Here is a 19,296-nt window from a genome sequence, read left to right as displayed (position 1 = left end):
GTCATGCCTCCTTGACGGCGGTACGTGCCGTGCCACCCACAGCAGCGAAATCGTATGCCGTTTCCGCATGCTCGGATTCGTCCATACCCGCGAACTCTTCCTCTTCGGTGGCCCGCAACCCGATGGTGAATTTGATGATGTATCCCAGCACCAGCGACACGATGAAGGAGAAGGCCAGCACCGCGAACGCGCCCACTGCCTGCTTGCCGAGTTGGCTGAACCCGCCGCCGTAGAACAGGCCCTTGGCGCCGCCCAGGCTCGCCGACGCACCCGATTCGGGCGCCAGGAACAGCCCGACCATCAGGGTGCCGATCACACCGCCGACCAGGTGGACGCCGACCACGTCGAGCGAATCGTCGAAGCCGAGCTTGTACTTCAGGCCGACCGCCAGCGCACACGCGATCCCGGCGACCGCGCCGACGGCCAGCGCGCCCAGCACGTTGACCGAGGAGCAGGACGGGGTGATGGCGACCAGACCGGCGACCAGACCCGAGGCCGCACCCAGGCTGGTGGGCTTGCCGTCGCGGATCTTCTCCACCAGCAACCAGGCCAGCATCGCCGCGCAGGTCGCGACGGCGGTGGTGACGAACGTCGAACCGGCCAGACCGTTGGAGCTCACCGCGGAACCGGCGTTGAAGCCGAACCAGCCGAACCACAGCAGACCGGCGCCCAGCATGACGAACGGCAGGTTGTGCGGCCGCATCGGCGTCTTGGGCCAGCCCTTGCGCTTACCGAGCACGATGCACAGCGCCAGACCCGCGGCGCCGGCGTTGATGTGGACAGCGGTACCACCGGCGAAGTCGATGGCCTGCAACTTGTTCGCGATCCAGCCGCCGTGGTGGACGATGTTGCCCGCGGCGTCGGAAACGTTGAAGTCGAACACCCAGTGCGCGACCGGGAAGTACACGACCGTGGCCCAGACCGCGGCGAAGACCAGCCAGGCGCGGAACTTCAGGCGATCGGCCACCGCGCCGGAGATCAGCGCGACGGTGATGATGGCGAACATCAATTGGAACGCGACGAACACCGTCATCGGGATGGTGCCCGAGAGCGGAATGTCGGTGCCGTGCACCGCCGCGGTGCCCGTGGCCGGGTCGGCGGGTACGGATTTGACGCCGTTGGAGCCGATCAGGCCCTTCAGCCCGAAGAATTCGGCGGGGTTGCCGATCACTCCGAACTTGTTGTTCCCGAACGCTTCCGAGAAACCGTAGATCGACCAGAGCACGCCCACGAGTCCCATCGCACTGATGCTCATCATGATCATGTTCAGGACGTTCTTCCCGCGAACCATGCCGCCGTAGAAGAACGCCAGGCCGGGGGTCATCAGTAGGACGAGTGCCGAGCTCGCCAGCATCCATGCGGTGTCGCCGGTGTCCGGCACACCGACCAAGGGGTACGCCACCTTGTTCCTCCTCATCTCGGGCCCGGCCAAGAAAATGGGCAAACGAGCCTGCACAGAAGGTTCGCTATTCGGTGTTTCATCCGTGCCGCCCCTGTGTTTCACATGAGTGAACGGATGCGCTCCCCGTGTTGCTACCATGTTTCGTTTCCTACACAGTTGTTTCCGACCAACTGTGAGGTTCGTGTCGCGCTACGGAATTGATCTACGAATGCGCAGTTCAGGCACTACGCGGCCAATACGCCCCCGGGCAAGTGAAGATCACTCTCCGATACAGAGCCCGAAATCGGTCCGAACGGTCGGTGAACACCCCCGGCTAACCTACCGAATGCCACTCTCAGCCCAGCAGGGCGTCCACGAAGGCGCCGGGTTCGAAGGGGGCGAGATCGTCCGCGCCCTCGCCGAGACCGACGAGTTTGACCGGGACGCCGAGTTCGTGTTGGACCTGGAAGACGATGCCGCCCTTGGCGGTGCCGTCGAGTTTGGTCAGCACCACGCCGGTGATATCGACCACATCGGCGAAGACGCGGGCCTGGGTCAGGCCGTTCTGGCCGACGGTGGAATCCAGCACGAGCAGCACCTCGTCGACGGCGGCCTTCTTCTCCACCACGCGCTTGACCTTGCCCAGCTCGTCCATCAGACCGGTCTTGGTGTGCAGGCGGCCGGCGGTGTCGACCAGGACGACGTCCACGCCCTCATCGATACCGGTGCTGACCGCGTCGAAGGCGACCGAGGCCGGATCCGCGCCCTCGCGCCCGCGCACGGTGTGCGCGCCGACGCGCTCACCCCAGGTCTGCAACTGATCGGCGGCCGCGGCGCGGAAGGTGTCGGCCGCGCCCAGCAGCACCCGGCGGCCGTCCGCGACCAGGACGCGCGCGAGCTTGCCGGTGGTGGTGGTCTTCCCGGTGCCGTTGACGCCGACGACCAGCAGGATCGACGGGTGATCGTCGTGCGGCAGGGCCCGGATCGAACGGTCCAGTTCGGGGCGTAATGCCTCGACCAGGACCGCGCGTAGGGCGGCGCGGGCCTCGTCGGCGGTGCGGACGCTGCGGCTGGCCAGTTCGCTGCGCAGGCGTTCGACGATGGTCGAGGTGACGGCCGTACCGAGGTCGGCCATGACCAGGGTGTCCTCGATCTCCTCCCAGGAGTCCTCGTCCAGGTCGCCGCCGCCGAGCAGGCCCAGCAGGCTCTTGCCGACGGCGTTCTGCGAGCGGGCGAGTCGGCCGCGCAGCCTGGTCAGGCGGCCCGCGGTGGGATCGATCTCCTCGAGTTGTGGTGCGGGAGCAGGGGTTTCGACAGGGGCGGGGGTCGGCTCCACGACCGGAGCCGGTTCGGCTTCGGGCTCGACCGCCGGGGCCGTCTCGACCGGGGCTTCGGCCGGCGAGGTTCCGGAATCTTCCTCGGCCTTCGCGGGCTCGACTGTCGTGGGTCGCGCTTCGACCTCTGGCGCTTCGGCCTCGACGGTTCCGGCTGCGGCGGTCACTGCCTCGGCGGTCACTGCCTCGGCGGTCACTGCCTCGGCGGTCGCGGTCTCAGCGGTCGCGGTCTCAGCGTCGGCCGTCCCCGGTGCTTCGGCATCGCCCTCGGGCAGCCGCACATCGGTGATCCCGCGACGTAGCGAATCCCGGGGAATCGCCGCATCGTCGCCGATATGCGGTTGCCCCTCGTCATCGGTGCGCTCGAGCGGCACCGGTTCCGGCTCGGGCGGCGCCAGTGTGCCGGTGCCCGCACCGCCCTGACTGAAACTGAACCCGCCGGACGCGGTGTACCCACCGGAACGGTCGGTCACCTCCTTGTCCGGCGTGGCGGGGGTCAGCGTCACCCGGCCGCGCTTGTACCGGACGAATCCAGCGACGACGAGCGCCACCACCAGAACGGCAGCGATCACGGCGATCAGAATCCAAGCTTGCGCAGTCACGCCCCCATCCTTACAGAACGTCGGCGGCGAACCGGCAGGGCCGCGCCCCACCGCCCGCCGCTAGCACACCCCGCGCCGACCCCGGGGACGACACGCCGGATTTGCCACACATGCGCACGTCCCCTACCGACCGGTCTGCCCGTCTCGGTCACATGGCGGAGAAGCAGAGGCGAATCCGACACAGAGACAATAGGATCGGCGATGTGACCGATCGAAATGTGCTTGGGGGACCGCTGGAGGAGTGCGGCACCGATCCTCTCACCGGCTTCTATCGGGACGGCTGCTGCAGCACCGGCCCGGAGGACCTGGGCAGCCATACCGTGTGCACCGTCGTTACCGCGGAGTTCCTGGAGCACCAGAAGTCGATCGGCAACGATCTGAGCACCCCGCGTCCGGAGAACAACTTCCCGGGACTGCAACCGGGCGACCGCTGGTGCGTGGTCGCGGTGCGCTGGCTGCACGCGCACGAGGACGGCGTCGCGGCTCCGGTGATCCTGGCCGCCACCCACGAGAACGCGCTCGAGGTCGTCCCGATGGACACGTTGCGCAAGTACGCCGTGGACGTTCCGGACGATGTGAGCGATCTGCTGTAGATCCCTTGTAAGCAGCCCTTGATCAGCCGAGCAACGCACTGCCGAGCGATGCGCGCAGCCATTGCTCGGCCCTGTCCAGGCTCCAGCCGTTGTCGTCGGTCAGCGTGAAATACGCGCCGGGGCAACGCACGCGGCGGCGGCGATCTCCTCCACCATGGTCGCGAAATAGCCTCCGGTGCTGAACAACTCGCGTGCGGCGTCATGGATCGCCTGGCAGGTCGCCGAGATCGAGCGCCGGGATCCGACCGATGTCGTGCTGGTCGGCCACAGCCGGGGCGGTATCCCGATCGCCCCCGCGGTGCCGCTGCTGGGTGGCCGGCTGCGTGGGATCGCGTTCGTGTCTCGTGCCGGGTACCCACGAAACGATTCTCACGCATCCGGATAATGTGGCGAAGGCGCTGCTCGAGCAGACCGAGAAGTAACAGCTCTTCCGGCCGACATCGGCTTCAGTGCGGGCGGGTGAGGTCGTGGCGGCGGCGGTGGGCCTTCTGGCGGCAGGCGGCCGAGCAGTAGCGGGCGGGGCGGCCGGTGCCGGTGGGGTGCAGCGGCGCGTCGCAGACCGGACAGTTCGGTTTCTGGTTTTCGTTACGCGTTTCGTTATGAATCGGTGGGCTGTCGGGGAGTTTCGTTACGCCGGGTGTCGCCGGGGCGCGTAGTGCGTCCAGGGCGATGCGGGCGGCCTTGGCGAGTTCCCGGTCCGAGCTCGAAACACGCTGTATCGCAACACATCCGGTGAACATCGCCGAGACGTCGGCGACGGTGATGTCGGGGCGGGCCGCACCGCATCGTTGTGCCGCGGTGAGCAGATCGTGCAGGGCCTGGTGGAAGCGGTCTCCCGCGCCGCGCATGAGGGTGCGGGGCCAGCCGTCGTCGGTGGTGATCAGATCGCAGACGGCCTTGCTGCGCGGGGAGGTCAGCACGATCTCGGTACAGAAGGCGAAGAACGCCTCGCCGACGTCGGGTGCGTTCAGACAGGTCCGCGCCCGCGCGGTCGTCCGCTCGATACGCTGCTGCATCACCGCCTCGAGCAGGTCGGTCTTGGTCGGGAAGTGCCGGTAGACGGTGCCCGCGCCGACACCGGCGCGACGGGCGATCTCGGCGAGCGACACCGAGGTGCCGTGCTCGGCGAAGGCGCGTTGCGCGGCGGCCAGCACCAGGGCCCGGTTGCGCCGGGCGTCGACCCGCGCCGCGGGCCCGGAACTCTGCGGTACGACGGTCATTTCGTTACGACGCCCCTCTCACGGACCTGGCGAACCGAGTCGCGGCACCCGTATCGTCCGAAATACGGGTTACTCAACCCGGATTCTATCGAAACGACAGGCAGGTGACCATGTCCACACAGCACGATCGGATCCTCGTCACGGGAGCGACGGGCACACAGGGCGGCGCGACCGCGCGCAGACTGCTCGCCGACGGCATCCCGGTGCGTGCCCTGGTGCGCGATCCGCAGGCCCCGGCGGCACGGGCGCTGGCCGAGCGCGGCGCCGAACTCGCGATCGGGGATTTCGACGCACCGGACACCATCGCCGCCGCGGTCGTCGATGTGCGCGCGGTCTTCGGCGTGCCCCCGGCCGCGTTCGGGCCCGACGGCTGGGATGTCGAGACCGAGGCGACGCGCGGTGAGACGCTCGTCGCGGCCTCCCGCGCGGCGGGTGTGCAGCAGTTCGTGTTCACCGGCGTCGCCTCCTTCGCCCAGGACACGCGCTGGGGCATCAACGGAAAACGCCGGATCGAGGCGGCCGTCGCGGCCAGCGGTATGCGCTACACACTGCTGCGGCCGGTCCGATTCATGGAAAACTATCTGGCCCAGGGCTTTCCGATGGACGGCGTCCGCGACGGCGTGCACCGCCACCTCTTCCCCGCGGACCTGCCGGTGCAGATGATCGCGGTAGACGATATCGCCGCCGTGGCGGCCATCGCCTTCGCCGATCCGGATCGCCTGCACGGCCGCACCCTGGAACTGGCAGGCGATCAGCGCACCATGCGCGCGGCTGCCGCGACGATCACCGAGGTCACCGGAATTCCCGTGCGCTACGAGGAGATTCCCGAATCGGAGGCCGCCACGCGCGGCCCCCAGGTCGCCAACGCCTGGCAACGCGCCCGCGCAGGCGACACCTGGCGCGCGGACATCCCCGCCCTCCGCGAAATCCACCCCGGCCTACGCACTTTCGACGACTGGCTCGCGGAAACCGGTGCGGCCCGGCTGAAATCACTACTCGCCGACTGAGCCCTCGAGCCGCGCACTGGAAATCTCCGGAACGGCTCGCGCGGAAGCTGATTCAGCCCGCCCCAACCAGGTTCTCCCCGCGCAACCGCTGCGAAATCACCTGCGTGACACCGTAACCACGCATGCTCACACCGTAAGAAGCACCGCAATCAGCCGTTGGCACCGACCAGATTCTCCCCACGCAACCGCTGCGAAATCACCTGCGTGATGCCGTCGCCGCGCATGCTGACGCCGTAGAGGGCGTCGGCGATCTCCATGGTGGGTTTCTGGTGGGTGATGACGATCAGCTGGGATTTTTCGCGGAGCTGTTCGAACAGGCCGATGAGGCGGCGGAGGTTGGTGTCGTCCAGGGCGGCCTCGACCTCGTCCATGACGTAGAACGGGGAGGGGCGGGCGCGGAAGATGGCGACCAGCAGGGCCACCGCGGTGAGGGATTTCTCGCCGCCGGACAGCAGGGAGAGGCGTTTGACCTTCTTGCCGGGCGGGCGGGCCTCGACCTCGATTCCGGTGGTGAGCATGTCGGTGGGGTCGGTGAGCAGCAACCGGCCCTCACCGCCGGGGAACAGTTTGGCGAAGACGCCGACGAATTCCTGTTCCACGTCCTCCCACGCCTCGGTGAAGACCTGCAGGATGCGCGCGTCCACCTCGGCGACGACGTCGAGCAGGTCCTGGCGGGCCTTGGTGACGTCGTCGAGCTGGGTGGACAGGAAGTTGTAGCGCTCCTCGAGCGCCGCGAACTCTTCCAGCGCAAGGGGATTCACCTTGCCCAGGGTGGTGAGGTCCTTCTCGGCGCGTTTGAGGCGACGCTGCTGGGTGGCCCGGTCGTACGGCATCGGCTGCGGTTCGCTGACCGCGTCGCCGCGGTCGCGGGCCTGCTCGTACTCCTGCCATTCCAATGCCGAGGGCGGGGTGGGCACATCGGGGCCGTACTCGGCGATCAGCGCGTCCAGGGCCATGCCGAACTGTTCGCCGATATTCGCCTCGAGTTGTTCGATGCGCAGGGCGGCCTCGGCGCGGGCGACCTCGTCGCGGTGCACGGCGTCGGTGAGCTGGGTCAGCTGGGTGGCCAGGGCGCGGGAACGTTCCTTGATCTGGTCGACCTGTCCGGCGCATTCGGTGCGGCGGCGCACGAGTTCGTCGCGGCGCGCGGAGGCTTCGGCGACGACCGATTCCAGTTCGGCGGCAACACGTTCCGCGGATTCGGCGACCACCGACGCGACCGCGGCGGCCTGTCGGCGCGCAGCCTGGGCACGTTCGGCGCGCGCCCGGGTCTCGCGTTCGGCTCGCGCGGACCGGCGCAGCGAATCCGCTTTGCCCCGAACCGATTCCGCGCGTTCCTCGGCGGTGCGCACGGCCAGTCGCGCCTCCACTTCCATCGCGCGGGCCTCGGCGAGGGCGGCCGCGGCCTCCTCGCGATGCAGTCCGGCGGTCTCGGTTCCGGCGTCGGAGTCCGCGTCCAGGGACTGTTCGGATTCCACCCGGCGCAGCCGGTCCTCGAGTTCGGCGAGCTTCTCGGAATTCTCGTCACGCGCGGTTTCGGCGTCGTCACGCTGGGTCAGCAGGCGTTCGCATTCGCGCTGGGCGCCGCGGGCCGATTCACCCAGCCGTCCCAGCCGGTCGTAGATCGCGACCAGCGCCTGATCGGATTCGTGCAACGCCAGCAACGCCTGATCGACCGCTTCCTTGCGATCGGTCTGCTCGGCCAGCGCGCCCGACAGCGCCGCCTCGAGCTCCTCGGCCCGCCGCTGCCAGGACGCGAGTTCGGCTGCGGCGGAATCGATGTCGGCCTGGATCTCGAGCTGACTGGGCGCGCGATCCGAACCGCCGAGCAGCCAGCCCGCCCCGGTCAGATCGCCGTCCCGGGTGACCACGCGCAATTCCGGTCGCGCGGAAAGCAATTCGGTCGCGGCGGCGATATCGTCCACCACCACGGTCCCCGCGGTCAGCGCGACGACCGCACCCCGGATGCTGTCCGGGCAGTCCACCACGTCGAGCAGCCGCCGCGCCCCGGCGGGCAGACCCGAGAGCGCCGAATCCGCCACTGCCGCACCGCCGTACACCACCGCGGCCCGCCCGCCGTCGGCCTCCTTCAACGCCCGCAACGCCGCGTGCGCGGTACCACCGGAGTCGGCGGTGACCGCATCGGCCAGCGGCCCCAGCGCGGCGGCCACGGCGGCCTCGAAACCGTTGTGCACCTGGAGAATTCCCGACAGCGGCCCGAGCAGTCCGTCGGCCCGGTGCTCGACCAGCCACGCGGCGCCGTCGCGGCGGGCCAGCCCCATGGTCAGCGCCTCGATCCGCGCACCGAGTGAGGCGACCTTCTTACTCGCCTCCCGATCCCGTTCCCGCAGTTCGGTGACGCGCTCGTCGGCCTGCGCCAACGCGGCGGCGGCATGCTCGTACGCGGCGTCCAGCCCTTCCTCGCCCGCGTCGAGCTCCCCCAATTCGCTCTGCACACGCTCGAATTCGTCCTCGGCCGACGCACCCCGGGCCCGCGCCTCGGTCAGAGAGGTTGCCAGCCGGGCGATCTCGGTCTCGGCCGACTGCGCCCGCAACCGCAACGCATCCACCTGACCGGACAGCCGCGCCAACCCCTCCCGCCGATCGGCGATGGCCCGCACCGCGGCCAGATGCGCCTGTTCGGCGGCCTTGGCGGCCTGCTCGCGCTCGTGCAGCTGATCCCGGGCGGCCTCGAGCGTCTCGGTGGCCATCTCGACCGCCTCGAGCAGTTCGGCCTCCTGCGCCTCCACCCGATCCGCCTCGGCCTCGAGCTGTTCGGGATCGCGCCCGCTACCGGTCGGCTGGTCGATGGTCAGGTTGCGGGCGCGGTCGTGCGCGATGCGGATGGTCGCGTTGACGCGTTCGACCAGCGCCGAGAGCTGGAACCAGGTCTGCGCCGCGGCCTCGGCCCCTGGAGTCAGCCGGGAGAGTTCGAATTCCTGTTGTGCCAGTGCGGCATTCGCGGCATCGAGCTCGGCCTGCACGTTGATCTGCTGTTCGCGCGCGTATGCCTGTTTGCTCTGCTGGGATTCCAGTTCCCGGCGGCGGGCGACCAGATCGTCGGCGGCCAGCCGCAGCCGCGCGTCCCGCAGATCCGCCTGCACGGTCGCCGCCCGACGCGCCACCTCGGCCTGGCGGCCCAACGGTTTGAGCTGACGGCGCAGTTCGGTGGTCAGGTCGGTCAACCGGGCCAGATTGGACTGCATGGCCTCCAGCTTGCGGACCGCCTTCTCCTTGCGCTTGCGATGTTTGAGCACACCGGCGGCCTCCTCGATGAAGGCCCGCCGATCCTCGGGACGCGATTCCAGGATCGCCGCGAGCTGCCCCTGCCCCACGATGACGTGCATCTCCCGGCCGATACCCGAGTCACTGAGCAGTTCCTGCACATCCATCAACCGGCACGAGCTGCCGTTGATCTCGTACTCCCCCGCCCCGTCCCGGAACATCCGCCGGGTGATGGACACCTCGGAGTAGTCGATCGGCAGCGCGCCGTCGGAATTGTCGATGGTGAGCGTGACCTCGGCGCGACCCAGCGGCGCGCGCCCGGCGGTTCCGGCGAAGATGACGTCCTGCATCTTGCCGCCGCGCAACGCCTTGGCGCCCTGCTCACCCATCACCCAGGTGAGCGCGTCGACCACATTCGACTTGCCCGAGCCGTTGGGGCCGACCACACAGGTGATCCCCGGTTCGAGGCGAAGTGTCGTCGCGGACGCGAAGGATTTGAAACCCTTCAGCGTCAGGCTCTTCAGGTGCACAGCAGGCCAATCTACCTGCTACCGCGCGAACGCAGCGTGACGTGCCGCGCACCCGACCCACTCAACGCGCGAGGCCGCGTCCCCGGCAGCCGCGCGCCTCCCACCCGGTCAGCGCCCGGAACGCCAGCACCGCACCCCACGGCCCGATCACCCACATCGGCCACGGGTAGGTGAACTGTCCCATTCCGAGGCTGATCAGCGCCCAGATCACCACGCACAGCACGCTCACGCCCAGCCAGGCCGCGCCCTCGATGCGTTGCCAGAGGGGAATGCGCGGACCCTGGTGCACGGCGTTCGCGGGCCGCTCGGCCACGAGCTTCGGCAGATCCGCCAGCACCAGTTGCAGATCGTCCCGGGTCGCGCAGTTCCACACCCGCGCGACCCGCTGGTCGTATTCGGTCAGATCGATACGTCCCGCGCCCAGGTGCCGGGCCAGCAGATCGGCGATCTGCTGCCGCTCGACGTCGTCTGCGCGGGTTCCGGACGTGATGTCCATGAGCTTCCCTCTCGGCGAAATCCCACGTTCCAAAGTGGAATGTTGCTACCAGAATCCTACCTCCACAGTGGAATGTCAACAGAATTCGCTAAGTTAACGACCATTTGCGTTAGGTGGGCAACAAATGAGAAGGTAGAGCTCCACTTATCGAACAAGGAGTTCTTCGTGGATCTGGACTGGTCACCCGCCGATCTGGCGTTCCGAGACGAGGTACGAGCCTTCCTCGACGAGCATCTGACCCCCGAAATCCGCCGCGCCGGACGTCTCGCCACGAGCGTCTACCCGGACCACGAGGCCAGCATGCAGTGGCAGCACATCCTGCACGCCCGCGGCTGGGCCGCACCGGCCTGGCCGGTGGAGCACGGCGGGTGCCCGTGGAGTCTGACCCAGCACTACATCTTCGAGCGCGAATCCACCCTCGCCGGTGCGCCGCTGCTGTCCCCCATGGGCATCCGGATGGTCTCGCACGCCATCGTCGCCTTCGGTACCGAGGAGCAGAAGAATTTCTTCCTGCCCGGCATCCTGACCGGCGAGGTGTTCTTCTGCCAGGGCTACTCCGAGCCCGAGGCCGGTTCGGATCTGGCCTCGCTGAACATGGCCGCGGTCTCCGACGGTGACGATCTGGTCATCACCGGCAGCAAGATCTGGACCACCCACGCCACCGAGGCGAACTGGATCTTCGCGCTGGTGCGCACCTCGAAGCTGGAGCGCAAACAGCAGGGCATCACGTTCGTGCTGATCGATATGAACACCCCCGGCATCGAGATCCGCCCGTTGGTCATGACCTCCGGCGAGCAGGTGCAGAACCAGGTGTTCTTCGACGCGGTGCGGGTCCCCAAGGCCAACGTGCTGGGCCGCATCGACGACGGCTGGACCGTGGCCAAGTACCTGCTCAACTTCGAACGCGGCGGCGCGATGGGCCCGGCCCTGCAGGTTATGTCCGAATCCCTTGCCGCCCATGCGGTTTCGCAGTCCGGCCCGAACGGCGGTGCGCTGCTGGACGATCCGGCGTTCGCGGCGAAGCTGGCCGACATCCGGATCCGCGCCGATGTGCTGGAAATCCTGGAATACCGCACCATGTCCGCGATTTCGCGCGGTAAGGATCCGGGCCCGGCCGCCTCGACCCTCAAGGTGCTGGGCACCGAACTGAGCCAGCAGCTCACCGAACTCATCCTCGAGGCGGCCGGTCCGCGCGGGCGCGCCTACCAGCCGCACGCCGCGATGCCCGGCGGTCCGGTGGCCGATTTCGTCCCGCCCGCCGACGGCTACCTCAGCGGCGAGGAATGGCAGGCGGCCGCACCGCTGCGCTACTTCAACGACCGCGCCGGTTCGATCTACGCCGGTAGCAACGAAATTCAGCGCAACATCATCGCCAAGGCCGGCCTGGGCCTGTGACGGACGGAATCTGACATGGACTTCGAATACACCGCAGAGCAGCAACTGCTGCGCGATACCGTCACCGAATTCCTGGCGGCGCGTTACGAATTGGAGAAGAGCCGGGCCGCGGCGCGCGTCGGGATCGGCTGGCAGCCGGAGATCTGGCAGGCATTCGCCAACGAGGTCGGCATTCTCGGCGCGGCACTGCCCGAATCGGTCGGCGGTTTCGACGGCGGACCGGTCGAGACGCTGATCATCGCCGAGGCGTTCGGCGGGGCGCTGGTCGTGGAACCCTACGTCGACACGGTCGTGGTGGGCGCGGGCCTGCTGCAACGGGCGGGCGGGGCACGCGCGGCAGAGTTGTCGAGCGGCATCGTGTCCGGTGACGTGATCACCGCGCTGGCCGCGCTGGAGGCCGATTCGGGCTACAACCTGACCAAGGTCTCCACCACTGCCCGCCGCGACGGCGACGAGTGGGTGCTGGACGGCACGAAGACCGTCGTCACCAGCGCTCCCCTGGCCACGCATCTGCTGGTGACCGCGCGCACCCCCGATTCGGACGGGGTGTCGCTGTTCCTGGTGCCCGCCGGTACCGCCGGGCTCACGCTGCACTCCTACCGCACCATCGACGAGCGCCGCGCGGCCGACATCGTCCTGGACGGCGTGCGCGTCCCGGCCGACGCCCTGCTGGGATCGGAAGGGGCGGCGGATGATTCGCTCGCCGCGGCCGCCGACGAGGCCATCGCGGCCGTCTGCGCCGAGGCGGTCGGCGCGATGCGCCGGGTGCTGGCCGACACCGTCGAATACGCCAAGCAGCGTCGTCAGTTCGGGGTGCCGATCGGCAGCTTCCAGGCGTTGCAGCACCGCATGGTGGATATGCACTTCGAGGTCGAACAGGCCATCGCCGCAACGTATCTGGTGACACTCAAGCTCGGTGCGGCACCGGCCGAACGCGCCCGCGCCGCCGCGGCGGCCAAGGCCACCATCGGCCGCGCGGCCCGCTTCGTCGGCCAGTCCGCGGTGCAGCTGCACGGCGCCATGGGCATGACCGAGGAACTGGCCGTGGGTCATTTCTTCAAGCGGCTCACCGCGATTCAGTTCGAGTGGGGCACCACCGATCAGCACATCGCGCGGTACGCCGCGCTGACCCGCCCCTGATACCGGCCCCGCCCAGGCTCAGGGCGGGGGCTGTCGACGCCGAATCCGGCCCGCCCGCCGGATTCGGCGTTCGGCGTGTGAGCGCGCCCGGCGCGCGACGAACGGATTCGGATTCCGCGGATCCCACGCGCTAACGTCACGGGATGCGATTGTCCGTGGGTTGTGCGCAATGGACGCATACCGCCTGGCAGGAGCAGCAGCCCGAACCACGCGAACGGCTGCGCGGCTATGCCGGCTGGTGCACCGCCGTGGAGACCAACACCACCTTCTACGGCATTCCGGCGCGCAAGACCGTCGCCTCGTGGGCACAGCAGACCGGTCCGGAGTTCCGCTTCGTGGTGAAACTGCCCCGGATCATCACCCACGACCGCCGGATGAGCGGCGCGGAAGCCGAACTGGGCACCTTCCTGGACGCGGTCGAACCGCTCGGTCCCCGCATCCACGCGCTGTGGGTGCAGTTGCCCGCTACCTTCGGCCCGACCGATCTCGGTGTGCTGGCCGGATTCCTGCGTCAGCTGCCGCGCGCATGCCGCAGCGCCGTGGAGGTCCGCCACCCCGCCTTCTTCACCGACGAACGCGCCGCGCGGCAGCTGGAATACGTACTGAACCGCGTCGGCGCGGAGTGGATACCCTTCGACACCACAACGCTTTTCGCCGCTCGTCCGGTCAGCGCGGGCGAACGCGAGGCGTGGGGCAAGAAGCCGCGCCTGCCGCGCCGCGATCGGGCCCTGACCGAGTTCCCGATCGTGCGTTATCACGGCCGCGACGACACCGAGGCCACCGTCGCGGGCTGGCAGCCGTGGACCGAGGTCGTGGCCGCGTGGTTGCGGGAAGGCCGCTCCCCCACCGTATTCGTGCACACCCCCGACAACGCCCAGTCCCTGCTGCTGGCCCGGCGCTTCCACGAACAGATGCGCACGCTGGTCCCCGAACTCGAACCACTGCCCCGGCCACCGGAAACCACCCCGATGACCCTGTTCTGAGCCGAAAAACCCCGTCCCCCAACAGCCGAAAGCCCCGCCCACCCGAAACAGCCTGGGCGGCGGGGCATTCGACGTGACGCGCTCAGCGCACGGGATCGAAATCCCGGGCGGCGATGTACGTCGGCCGCGGCACCGGCGCGGAATACGGTGCCACGAGCGTGTTCTCGACGCTGTTGAACACCAGGAAGATGTTCGAACGCGGGAACGGCGTGATGTTGTTCGCCGAACCGTGCATGATGTTCGAATCGAACAGCAGCGCGGAGCCGCGCGCACCGGTGAACTGCGCGATGCCGTGCTTCTCCGCCAGATCGGCGATGTGCTCGTGCGAGGGCACGCCGATCATCTGCTCCTGCAACGATTCCCGGTAGTGGTCCGCCGGGGTGGCGCCCTGGCACGGCACGAAGGTGCGGTGCGATCCGGGCATCACCATCAGGCTGCCGTTGAACGGATAGTTGTCGCTCAGCGCGATGGACAGGCTCACCGCCCGCGGTGCGGGCATCCCGTCCTCCGCATGCCAGGTCTCGAAATCCGAATGCCAATAGAATCCGGTGCCCTCGAAACCCGGCATGTAGTTGACCCGGCTCTGGTGGATGTAGACATCCGAACCCAGCACGTGCCGTGCCAGCTCGATGACGCGGGGATCGCGCACCAGATCGGCCACCTTCGAGCTGATCTCGTGCACCTCGAAGATCGACCGCACGCGGTTCGAGGTCTTCTCGATGATCACCCGTTCATCCAGTCGCAGCTCCGGATCGCTTGCGAGCCGGTCGATCTCATCGGCGAAATCCGCGACCTCCGCGGTCGTGAGGAGTTCGTCGATGATCGCGTACCCGTCCGATTCGAAGCTCGCCAACAATTCGACCGCCCCCGCGTCCGGCCCGCCCCACACCGTGGGGTCGAGCCGGTCCACCGGTTCCCGCGGCGACGGGGTCCGGGTCGGATAGCGGTCTGTTCCATTGTCGGCCAACGTCATACGGCAGTTTCCTCCTTACAGATCCGGAACGGCGACCAACGGATAGACGCCGTTCTCGTCGTGCACCTCCTGGCCCGTGACCGGCGGATTGAACACACACAGCATCCGCATCCGCGTACGGGTCTCGACGCGATGACGTTCGTGCCCGTTCAGCAGATACATGGTGCCGGGGGCCAGGTCGTAGGTCTTGTCGTTGGTGAGGTCGTACAGCGTGCCCTCACCCTCCACGAGCCAGACCGCTTCCACATGGTTCTGATAGTGGAACTCGTGCGTGGTGCCCGCCTCGATGGTGGTCTCGTGAAACGAGAACCCGACCCGGTCACCGCCGAGCACGATGCGCTTACTGCGCCAACGTTCCTGCGCCACATCGCGATCGGTTCCGGTGATGTCGGCAGTGGTACGAACGATCATGGATCAGCGGCCTTCCCGGATGGTATGCACGGCGTCGGTGAGGATCTTCAGGCCGTGGTCGAGTTCGTCATCGGTGATGGTCAGCGGCGGCAGCAGCTTGACCACCTGGTCCTCGGCGCCGGAGGTCTCCACGATCAGCCCCTTCTCGAAGGCGATGCGGCAGACCTTACTCGCCTGCGAGGCGTCCTCGAAGGACAAACCCTGGACCAGGCCGCGGCCGCGGGTGGTGATTCCTGCGTGGGAATCGGCCAGCGCGCCGAACGACTCACGGATCCGCTCCCCCTTCAGGAGAGTGGACTCCTCGAGCTTTCGATCGGTCCAGAAGTGCTCCAGCGACACCTTCGCGGTCACGAAGGCCGGGTTGTTGCCGCGGAAGGTGCCGTTGTGCTCGCCGGGCGCCCACTGGTCGAGTTCGCGGCGCATCAGCACCAGCGCCAGCGGCATACCGTAACCGCTGATCGACTTGGACAGCGTCACGATGTCCGGGGTGATACCGGCGGTCTCGAAGGAGAAGAACGGGCCGGTGCGACCGCAGCCCATCTGCACGTCGTCGACGATGAGCAGGATGCCGCGCGCGGCGCACAGTCCGGCCAGCGCGCGCAGCCACTCGTGCCGCGCGACGTTGACCCCGCCCTCGCCCTGCACGGTCTCCACGATCACCGCCGCGGGCTTGTCCACGCCCGAGGAGTTGTCGTCCAGCACGCGCTCCATCCAGCCGAAGTCCGCGCCCTCGACATAGCCGTCGTAGGGCATCGGATTCACGTGCACCAGCGGCACTCCCGCGCCCGCGCGCTTGGCGGCGTTACCGGTGACCGACAGCGCGCCCAGGGTCATGCCGTGAAATGCGTTGGTGAAGTTGAGAATTGTGGTGCGGCCGGTGATCTTGCGCGCCAGTTTCAGCGCCGATTCCACCGCGTTCGCACCGGTGGGCCCGGGGAACTGCACCTTGTAGTCCAGCCCGCGCGGGTCCAGCAGAATCCGTTCGATCGCCTCGAGCAGTTCGCGCTTGGCGACGGTGGACATATCCAGTCCGTGCGTAATTCCGTCGCGCGCAATGTAATCCAGCAGTGCCTGTTTGAGGACCGGGTTGTTGTGCCCGTAGTTCAGCGCGCCCGCGCCCGCGAAGAAGTCCAGGTATTCCCGGCCGCTTCCGTCCCGCAGCCATGCGCCCTGAGCGGTGTCGAACAAAGTCGGCCACGCCCGGCAGTATCCGCGAACATTCGATTCCAGCGCTTCGAAAATGGTGAGTTCGGCGGTGGTCATCGGTGATCCTCCGTGATGTGATCGCCACTGTTCCCCAGCGGCGAGATCCGGTACAGGTCTTCGGGTTCGTGCCCGTCCGGAAAGTCTTCGGGTGCGAACAACGACTCGCGACTCATCCGCGCACCGCGTCGGCGCGCGAGTGAGGCGAACATCGCCACTGATGCCTCGTTGTCCGGGGAGACCGTTGTCTCCAGAATTGAAATACCTTGTTCTGCTGCGCAATTCACCAGGTGATCGAGCATCGCCACGCCGACTCCGCGACCGCGGAACGCGTGGTTCACCGCCACCTGCCAGACGAAAACCACCTCCGGTGCATCAGGACGCAGATATCCGGTCACGAAACCCGCGATGTCGCCATCGATTTCGGCCACCACCGAGGTGGCTCCGAAATCCCGGCACCACAGGAGATACGCATAGCTCGAATTGGCATCCAGCACTTGGGAATCCACCGCGATCTGCCACATCGCGGCGCCGTCGCCGACGCGAGGGGCACGAATCACCACCGAGGAACCGGTTTGCGCCCGGTGGTTGCTGTCTGGATCGGAATGCGAGGAACTCGAAGTGGTGCTGCGCGTTCGTATCTGCATCACCTCTACAGGCTTCCCACCCAACTTTGAGGGAACCCGGTCCGTTACTTTACGGTCGTGTTACAGGTTTGTTTTCAGTGAGTTTCGTCACTTAACGGCATAGTGACGACAAAGCGCGCCCCGCCGCCCGGCCGATCGACGCAAACGACGTTTCCGCCATGTGCGGCAATGGTTTCCGCGACCAGCGCCAGACCGATACCGGTGCCCGCCCCCGAACGCCGACTCCGCCGCACCGTGACGAAACGGTCGAAAATGCGTTCCCGATCCTCCGGCGCCACCCCCGGCCCGGCGTCCTCGACCGTAATCACCACGTCATGTCCCACCGGCCGCGCGGTGATCGCGATCGCGCCCCCACCGTGCCGTTCGGCATTCTCCAGGAGATTCGCCAGCGCCCGCTCGAGCTCGATCTTCCGGCCCGTGACGGTGGCATCGCCCGAAACGTTCAGTAATTCGGGCCGATAATGCAATTCTTCCAGCGTGTGCGTCAGCAACTCGCGCACCGACAACGGTTCGGCGTCCGCGCGGTGAATGCGCGCCTCGGCGCGGGCCAACGCCAGCAGATCGTCCAGCAACCTGCGCAGATGATCGAGTTCGGCACGCACCAGCCCCAACGCCCGGCGCGAACGCTCGGACAGTTCGTCCTCGTGCCGCACCATCACCCCGACGCTGGTGGTCAGCGTGGTCAGCGGGGTGCGCAACTCGTGGCTGACGTCGCCGACCAGCCGATGTTCGCGATCGATCCGGCGTTGCAGCGAATCCACCATGGCGTTGAAGGTGTCGACGGTCGGCGCGAGATCGGGATCGTCGGTATCGGGCAGCCGGGTGCCCAGCTCACCGGAGGCGATCTTGGCCGCGGTCCGGGTGACCCGCTGCAACGGTTCGAGCAACCTGCGGCTCAACCACAACCCGACGGTCGCGCCGATCGCGGTGCCGAACACCGCGCAGGCGATCAGCGTCATCCACACGCCGCGATCCACCACCGTCACCGCGACGGCCAGCACCGAGGAAACCAGACCCGCGGTCACCGCGAAGGCGATGACCGCCCGGCCGCGCAGACTCTGCCGGCGCGGCAGCACCCGCCGACGACGCGGCGGCAGTTCGGGAGTAGTCCGGCCCAGCTCAGCGCTGCACATCGAGGCGGTAGCCGAGCCCGCGCACGGTCACCACGATGACCGGATCGGACGGATCGCGCTCGATCTTGGTGCGCAACCGGCGCACATGCACGTCCACGATCCGCTCGTCACCGAAAAATCCACGGTCCCAGACTCTTTCGAGCAGGACGCTGCGCGAGAGCACCCGGCCCGGCGTCTCGGCCAGTTCGCACAGCAACCGGAATTCGGTGAGCGTGAGATGCAGTTCCTCCTCGCCGCGGCGCACCGTGCCGCCCTCGGGCGAAAGCACCAGTGGCACATCGGGATCCGCGTCGAGCAGGACCTCCTGGGGAGCCTGCGGCTCGACCATCTGATTGGCCCGCCGCCGCAATGCCCGCATCCGGGCGGTGATCTCCTTGATCTCGAAGGGTTTGGTCACGAAGTCGTCGGCGCCGGCCTCCAGGGCCGCCACCACATCGTGGGTGTCGTCACGCGCGCTGACCACGATGATGGGCACGTCGTGATCGCGACGGATCTCCCGGATACAGGTGAATCCGTCCATATTGCCGAGCATCAGGTCCACGATCATCACATCGGGCGCACCGTTGTCGCGCAGATGTTCGAGGGCGTCCTCGGCCTCCTCGGCCTCGGCTACGTCGTAGCCCTCGTCCTCCATGGCCAGTCGCAGTGCGTCGCGGACCCGGTCGTCGTCCTCCACGATCATCAGGTTCGCTGTCATATTCCAATCCCTAGCTGGCACGCGGGGAGGGCACCCTCGGGCTCGGCATCCTCTTCGGGCAACGGTGTTGTGATTACCCACGACCATGCCGAAGTAAACGTAGGGCAATCCGGTCGCGGGCATCAACCACCCGGTCCGCACCGACCCGGGCTGCGAAACCGTTATCGGCCTGTTACATTGGCGTTTGCCACCGAAAGACCCCGACGTGATTGATGCCACAGCGAGTTACACTCGCGACGTGGGAGGACCGAACCGACCCAAACCCCTGCGCCCTGCCGCCGAGCGTGTGCTCAAAGGTAACGGGATACCCGACAACTACATCCGGA

Annotated in this window: 17 protein-coding genes; 5 read left to right on the top strand and 12 right to left on the bottom strand. The window is 67.8% G+C overall.

Annotation, left to right across the window (positions count from 1 at the left end):
- Position 1: 1 nt before the first annotated feature.
- A complete protein-coding gene (locus tag NRB20_RS07640; RefSeq protein ID WP_153408994.1) occupies positions 2–1,417 on the bottom strand; it encodes an ammonium transporter in 1,416 nt (471 codons plus the stop codon).
- Positions 1,418–1,736: 319 nt separating this feature from the next.
- Positions 1,737–3,317, bottom strand: coding sequence for a signal recognition particle-docking protein FtsY (gene ftsY, locus NRB20_RS07635; protein WP_319944601.1), 1,581 nt, complete (start codon positions 3,315–3,317; stop codon positions 1,737–1,739).
- Positions 3,318–3,520: 203 nt separating this feature from the next.
- On the opposite strand from ftsY, the gene NRB20_RS07630 reads away from it, so the two are divergent.
- Positions 3,521–3,910, top strand: a complete 390-nt coding sequence (locus NRB20_RS07630) for a DUF2237 family protein (RefSeq protein ID WP_040826261.1) — start codon at positions 3,521–3,523, stop codon at positions 3,908–3,910.
- Between the two features lie 99 nt (positions 3,911–4,009).
- Here the strand turns inward: NRB20_RS07630 and NRB20_RS39505 are convergent, their stop codons facing one another.
- Positions 4,010–4,096 (bottom strand): hypothetical protein, encoded by an 87-nt coding sequence (locus tag NRB20_RS39505; RefSeq protein ID WP_406603799.1) that lies wholly within the window; start codon positions 4,094–4,096, stop codon positions 4,010–4,012.
- A 260-nt stretch (positions 4,097–4,356) separates the two neighbouring features.
- Positions 4,357–5,130, bottom strand: a complete 774-nt coding sequence (locus NRB20_RS07620) for a TetR/AcrR family transcriptional regulator (protein WP_153408991.1) — start codon at positions 5,128–5,130, stop codon at positions 4,357–4,359.
- 110 nt (positions 5,131–5,240) lie between these two features.
- Here NRB20_RS07620 and NRB20_RS07615 point away from each other — a divergent pair, with 110 nt between their 5' ends.
- Positions 5,241–6,137 (top strand): NmrA family NAD(P)-binding protein, encoded by an 897-nt coding sequence (locus NRB20_RS07615; RefSeq protein ID WP_153408989.1) that lies wholly within the window; start codon positions 5,241–5,243, stop codon positions 6,135–6,137.
- Positions 6,138–6,286: 149 nt separating this feature from the next.
- On the opposite strand, the gene smc is transcribed toward NRB20_RS07615, so the two are convergent.
- The gene (gene smc / locus NRB20_RS07610) at positions 6,287–9,892 is read right to left on the bottom strand and encodes a chromosome segregation protein SMC (protein WP_319944600.1); all 3,606 of its coding nucleotides are present in this window, start codon (positions 9,890–9,892) and stop codon (positions 6,287–6,289) included.
- Between the two features lie 61 nt (positions 9,893–9,953).
- Positions 9,954–10,388, bottom strand: coding sequence for a DUF1707 SHOCT-like domain-containing protein (locus tag NRB20_RS07605; RefSeq protein WP_153408987.1), 435 nt, complete (start codon positions 10,386–10,388; stop codon positions 9,954–9,956).
- Between the two features lie 165 nt (positions 10,389–10,553).
- On the opposite strand from NRB20_RS07605, the gene NRB20_RS07600 reads away from it, so the two are divergent.
- From NRB20_RS07600 to NRB20_RS07590, 3 genes are all read left to right on the top strand, one after another.
- Positions 10,554–11,783, top strand: a complete 1,230-nt coding sequence (locus NRB20_RS07600) for an acyl-CoA dehydrogenase family protein (RefSeq protein WP_319944599.1) — start codon at positions 10,554–10,556, stop codon at positions 11,781–11,783.
- Positions 11,784–11,798: 15 nt separating this feature from the next.
- Entirely contained in the window at positions 11,799–12,923 is a 1,125-nt protein-coding gene (locus NRB20_RS07595; protein WP_153408984.1) for an acyl-CoA dehydrogenase family protein, read from the top strand.
- Positions 12,924–13,066: 143 nt separating this feature from the next.
- Positions 13,067–13,906, top strand: coding sequence for a DUF72 domain-containing protein (locus tag NRB20_RS07590; RefSeq protein WP_153408982.1), 840 nt, complete (start codon positions 13,067–13,069; stop codon positions 13,904–13,906).
- Between the two features lie 82 nt (positions 13,907–13,988).
- Here the strand turns inward: NRB20_RS07590 and thpD are convergent, their stop codons facing one another.
- The 6 genes from thpD to NRB20_RS07560 all read right to left on the bottom strand — a co-directional run bounded on the left by thpD (position 13,989) and on the right by NRB20_RS07560 (position 18,970).
- Positions 13,989–14,879 (bottom strand): ectoine hydroxylase, encoded by an 891-nt coding sequence (gene thpD, locus NRB20_RS07585; protein WP_153408979.1) that lies wholly within the window; start codon positions 14,877–14,879, stop codon positions 13,989–13,991.
- 15 nt (positions 14,880–14,894) lie between these two features.
- Positions 14,895–15,290, bottom strand: a complete 396-nt coding sequence (locus NRB20_RS07580; RefSeq protein ID WP_153408977.1) for an ectoine synthase — start codon at positions 15,288–15,290, stop codon at positions 14,895–14,897.
- A 3-nt stretch (positions 15,291–15,293) separates the two neighbouring features.
- Entirely contained in the window at positions 15,294–16,553 is a 1,260-nt protein-coding gene (gene ectB, locus NRB20_RS07575) for a diaminobutyrate--2-oxoglutarate transaminase (RefSeq protein ID WP_153408975.1), read from the bottom strand.
- Complete coding sequence (gene ectA / locus NRB20_RS07570) at positions 16,550–17,017, bottom strand: diaminobutyrate acetyltransferase (protein ID WP_264766338.1); 468 nt, start codon at positions 17,015–17,017, stop codon at positions 16,550–16,552. The genes ectB and ectA overlap by 4 nt, the downstream gene beginning before the upstream one ends.
- A gap of 197 nt (positions 17,018–17,214) precedes the next feature.
- A complete protein-coding gene (locus NRB20_RS07565) occupies positions 17,215–18,273 on the bottom strand; it encodes a HAMP domain-containing sensor histidine kinase (protein WP_153408973.1) in 1,059 nt (352 codons plus the stop codon).
- The gene (locus tag NRB20_RS07560; RefSeq protein ID WP_153408971.1) at positions 18,260–18,970 is read right to left on the bottom strand and encodes a response regulator transcription factor; all 711 of its coding nucleotides are present in this window, start codon (positions 18,968–18,970) and stop codon (positions 18,260–18,262) included. The genes NRB20_RS07565 and NRB20_RS07560 overlap by 14 nt, the downstream gene beginning before the upstream one ends.
- Positions 18,971–19,296 lie beyond the last annotated feature (326 nt).

Origin of the sequence: Nocardia macrotermitis, from assembly GCF_009604405.1 — a bacterium.
Taxonomy (GTDB): Bacteria; Actinomycetota; Actinomycetes; order Mycobacteriales; family Mycobacteriaceae; genus Nocardia; species Nocardia macrotermitis.
The sequence above is the reverse complement of the archived record's forward strand: the minus strand, read 5'-3'. Positions and strand labels throughout refer to the sequence as shown.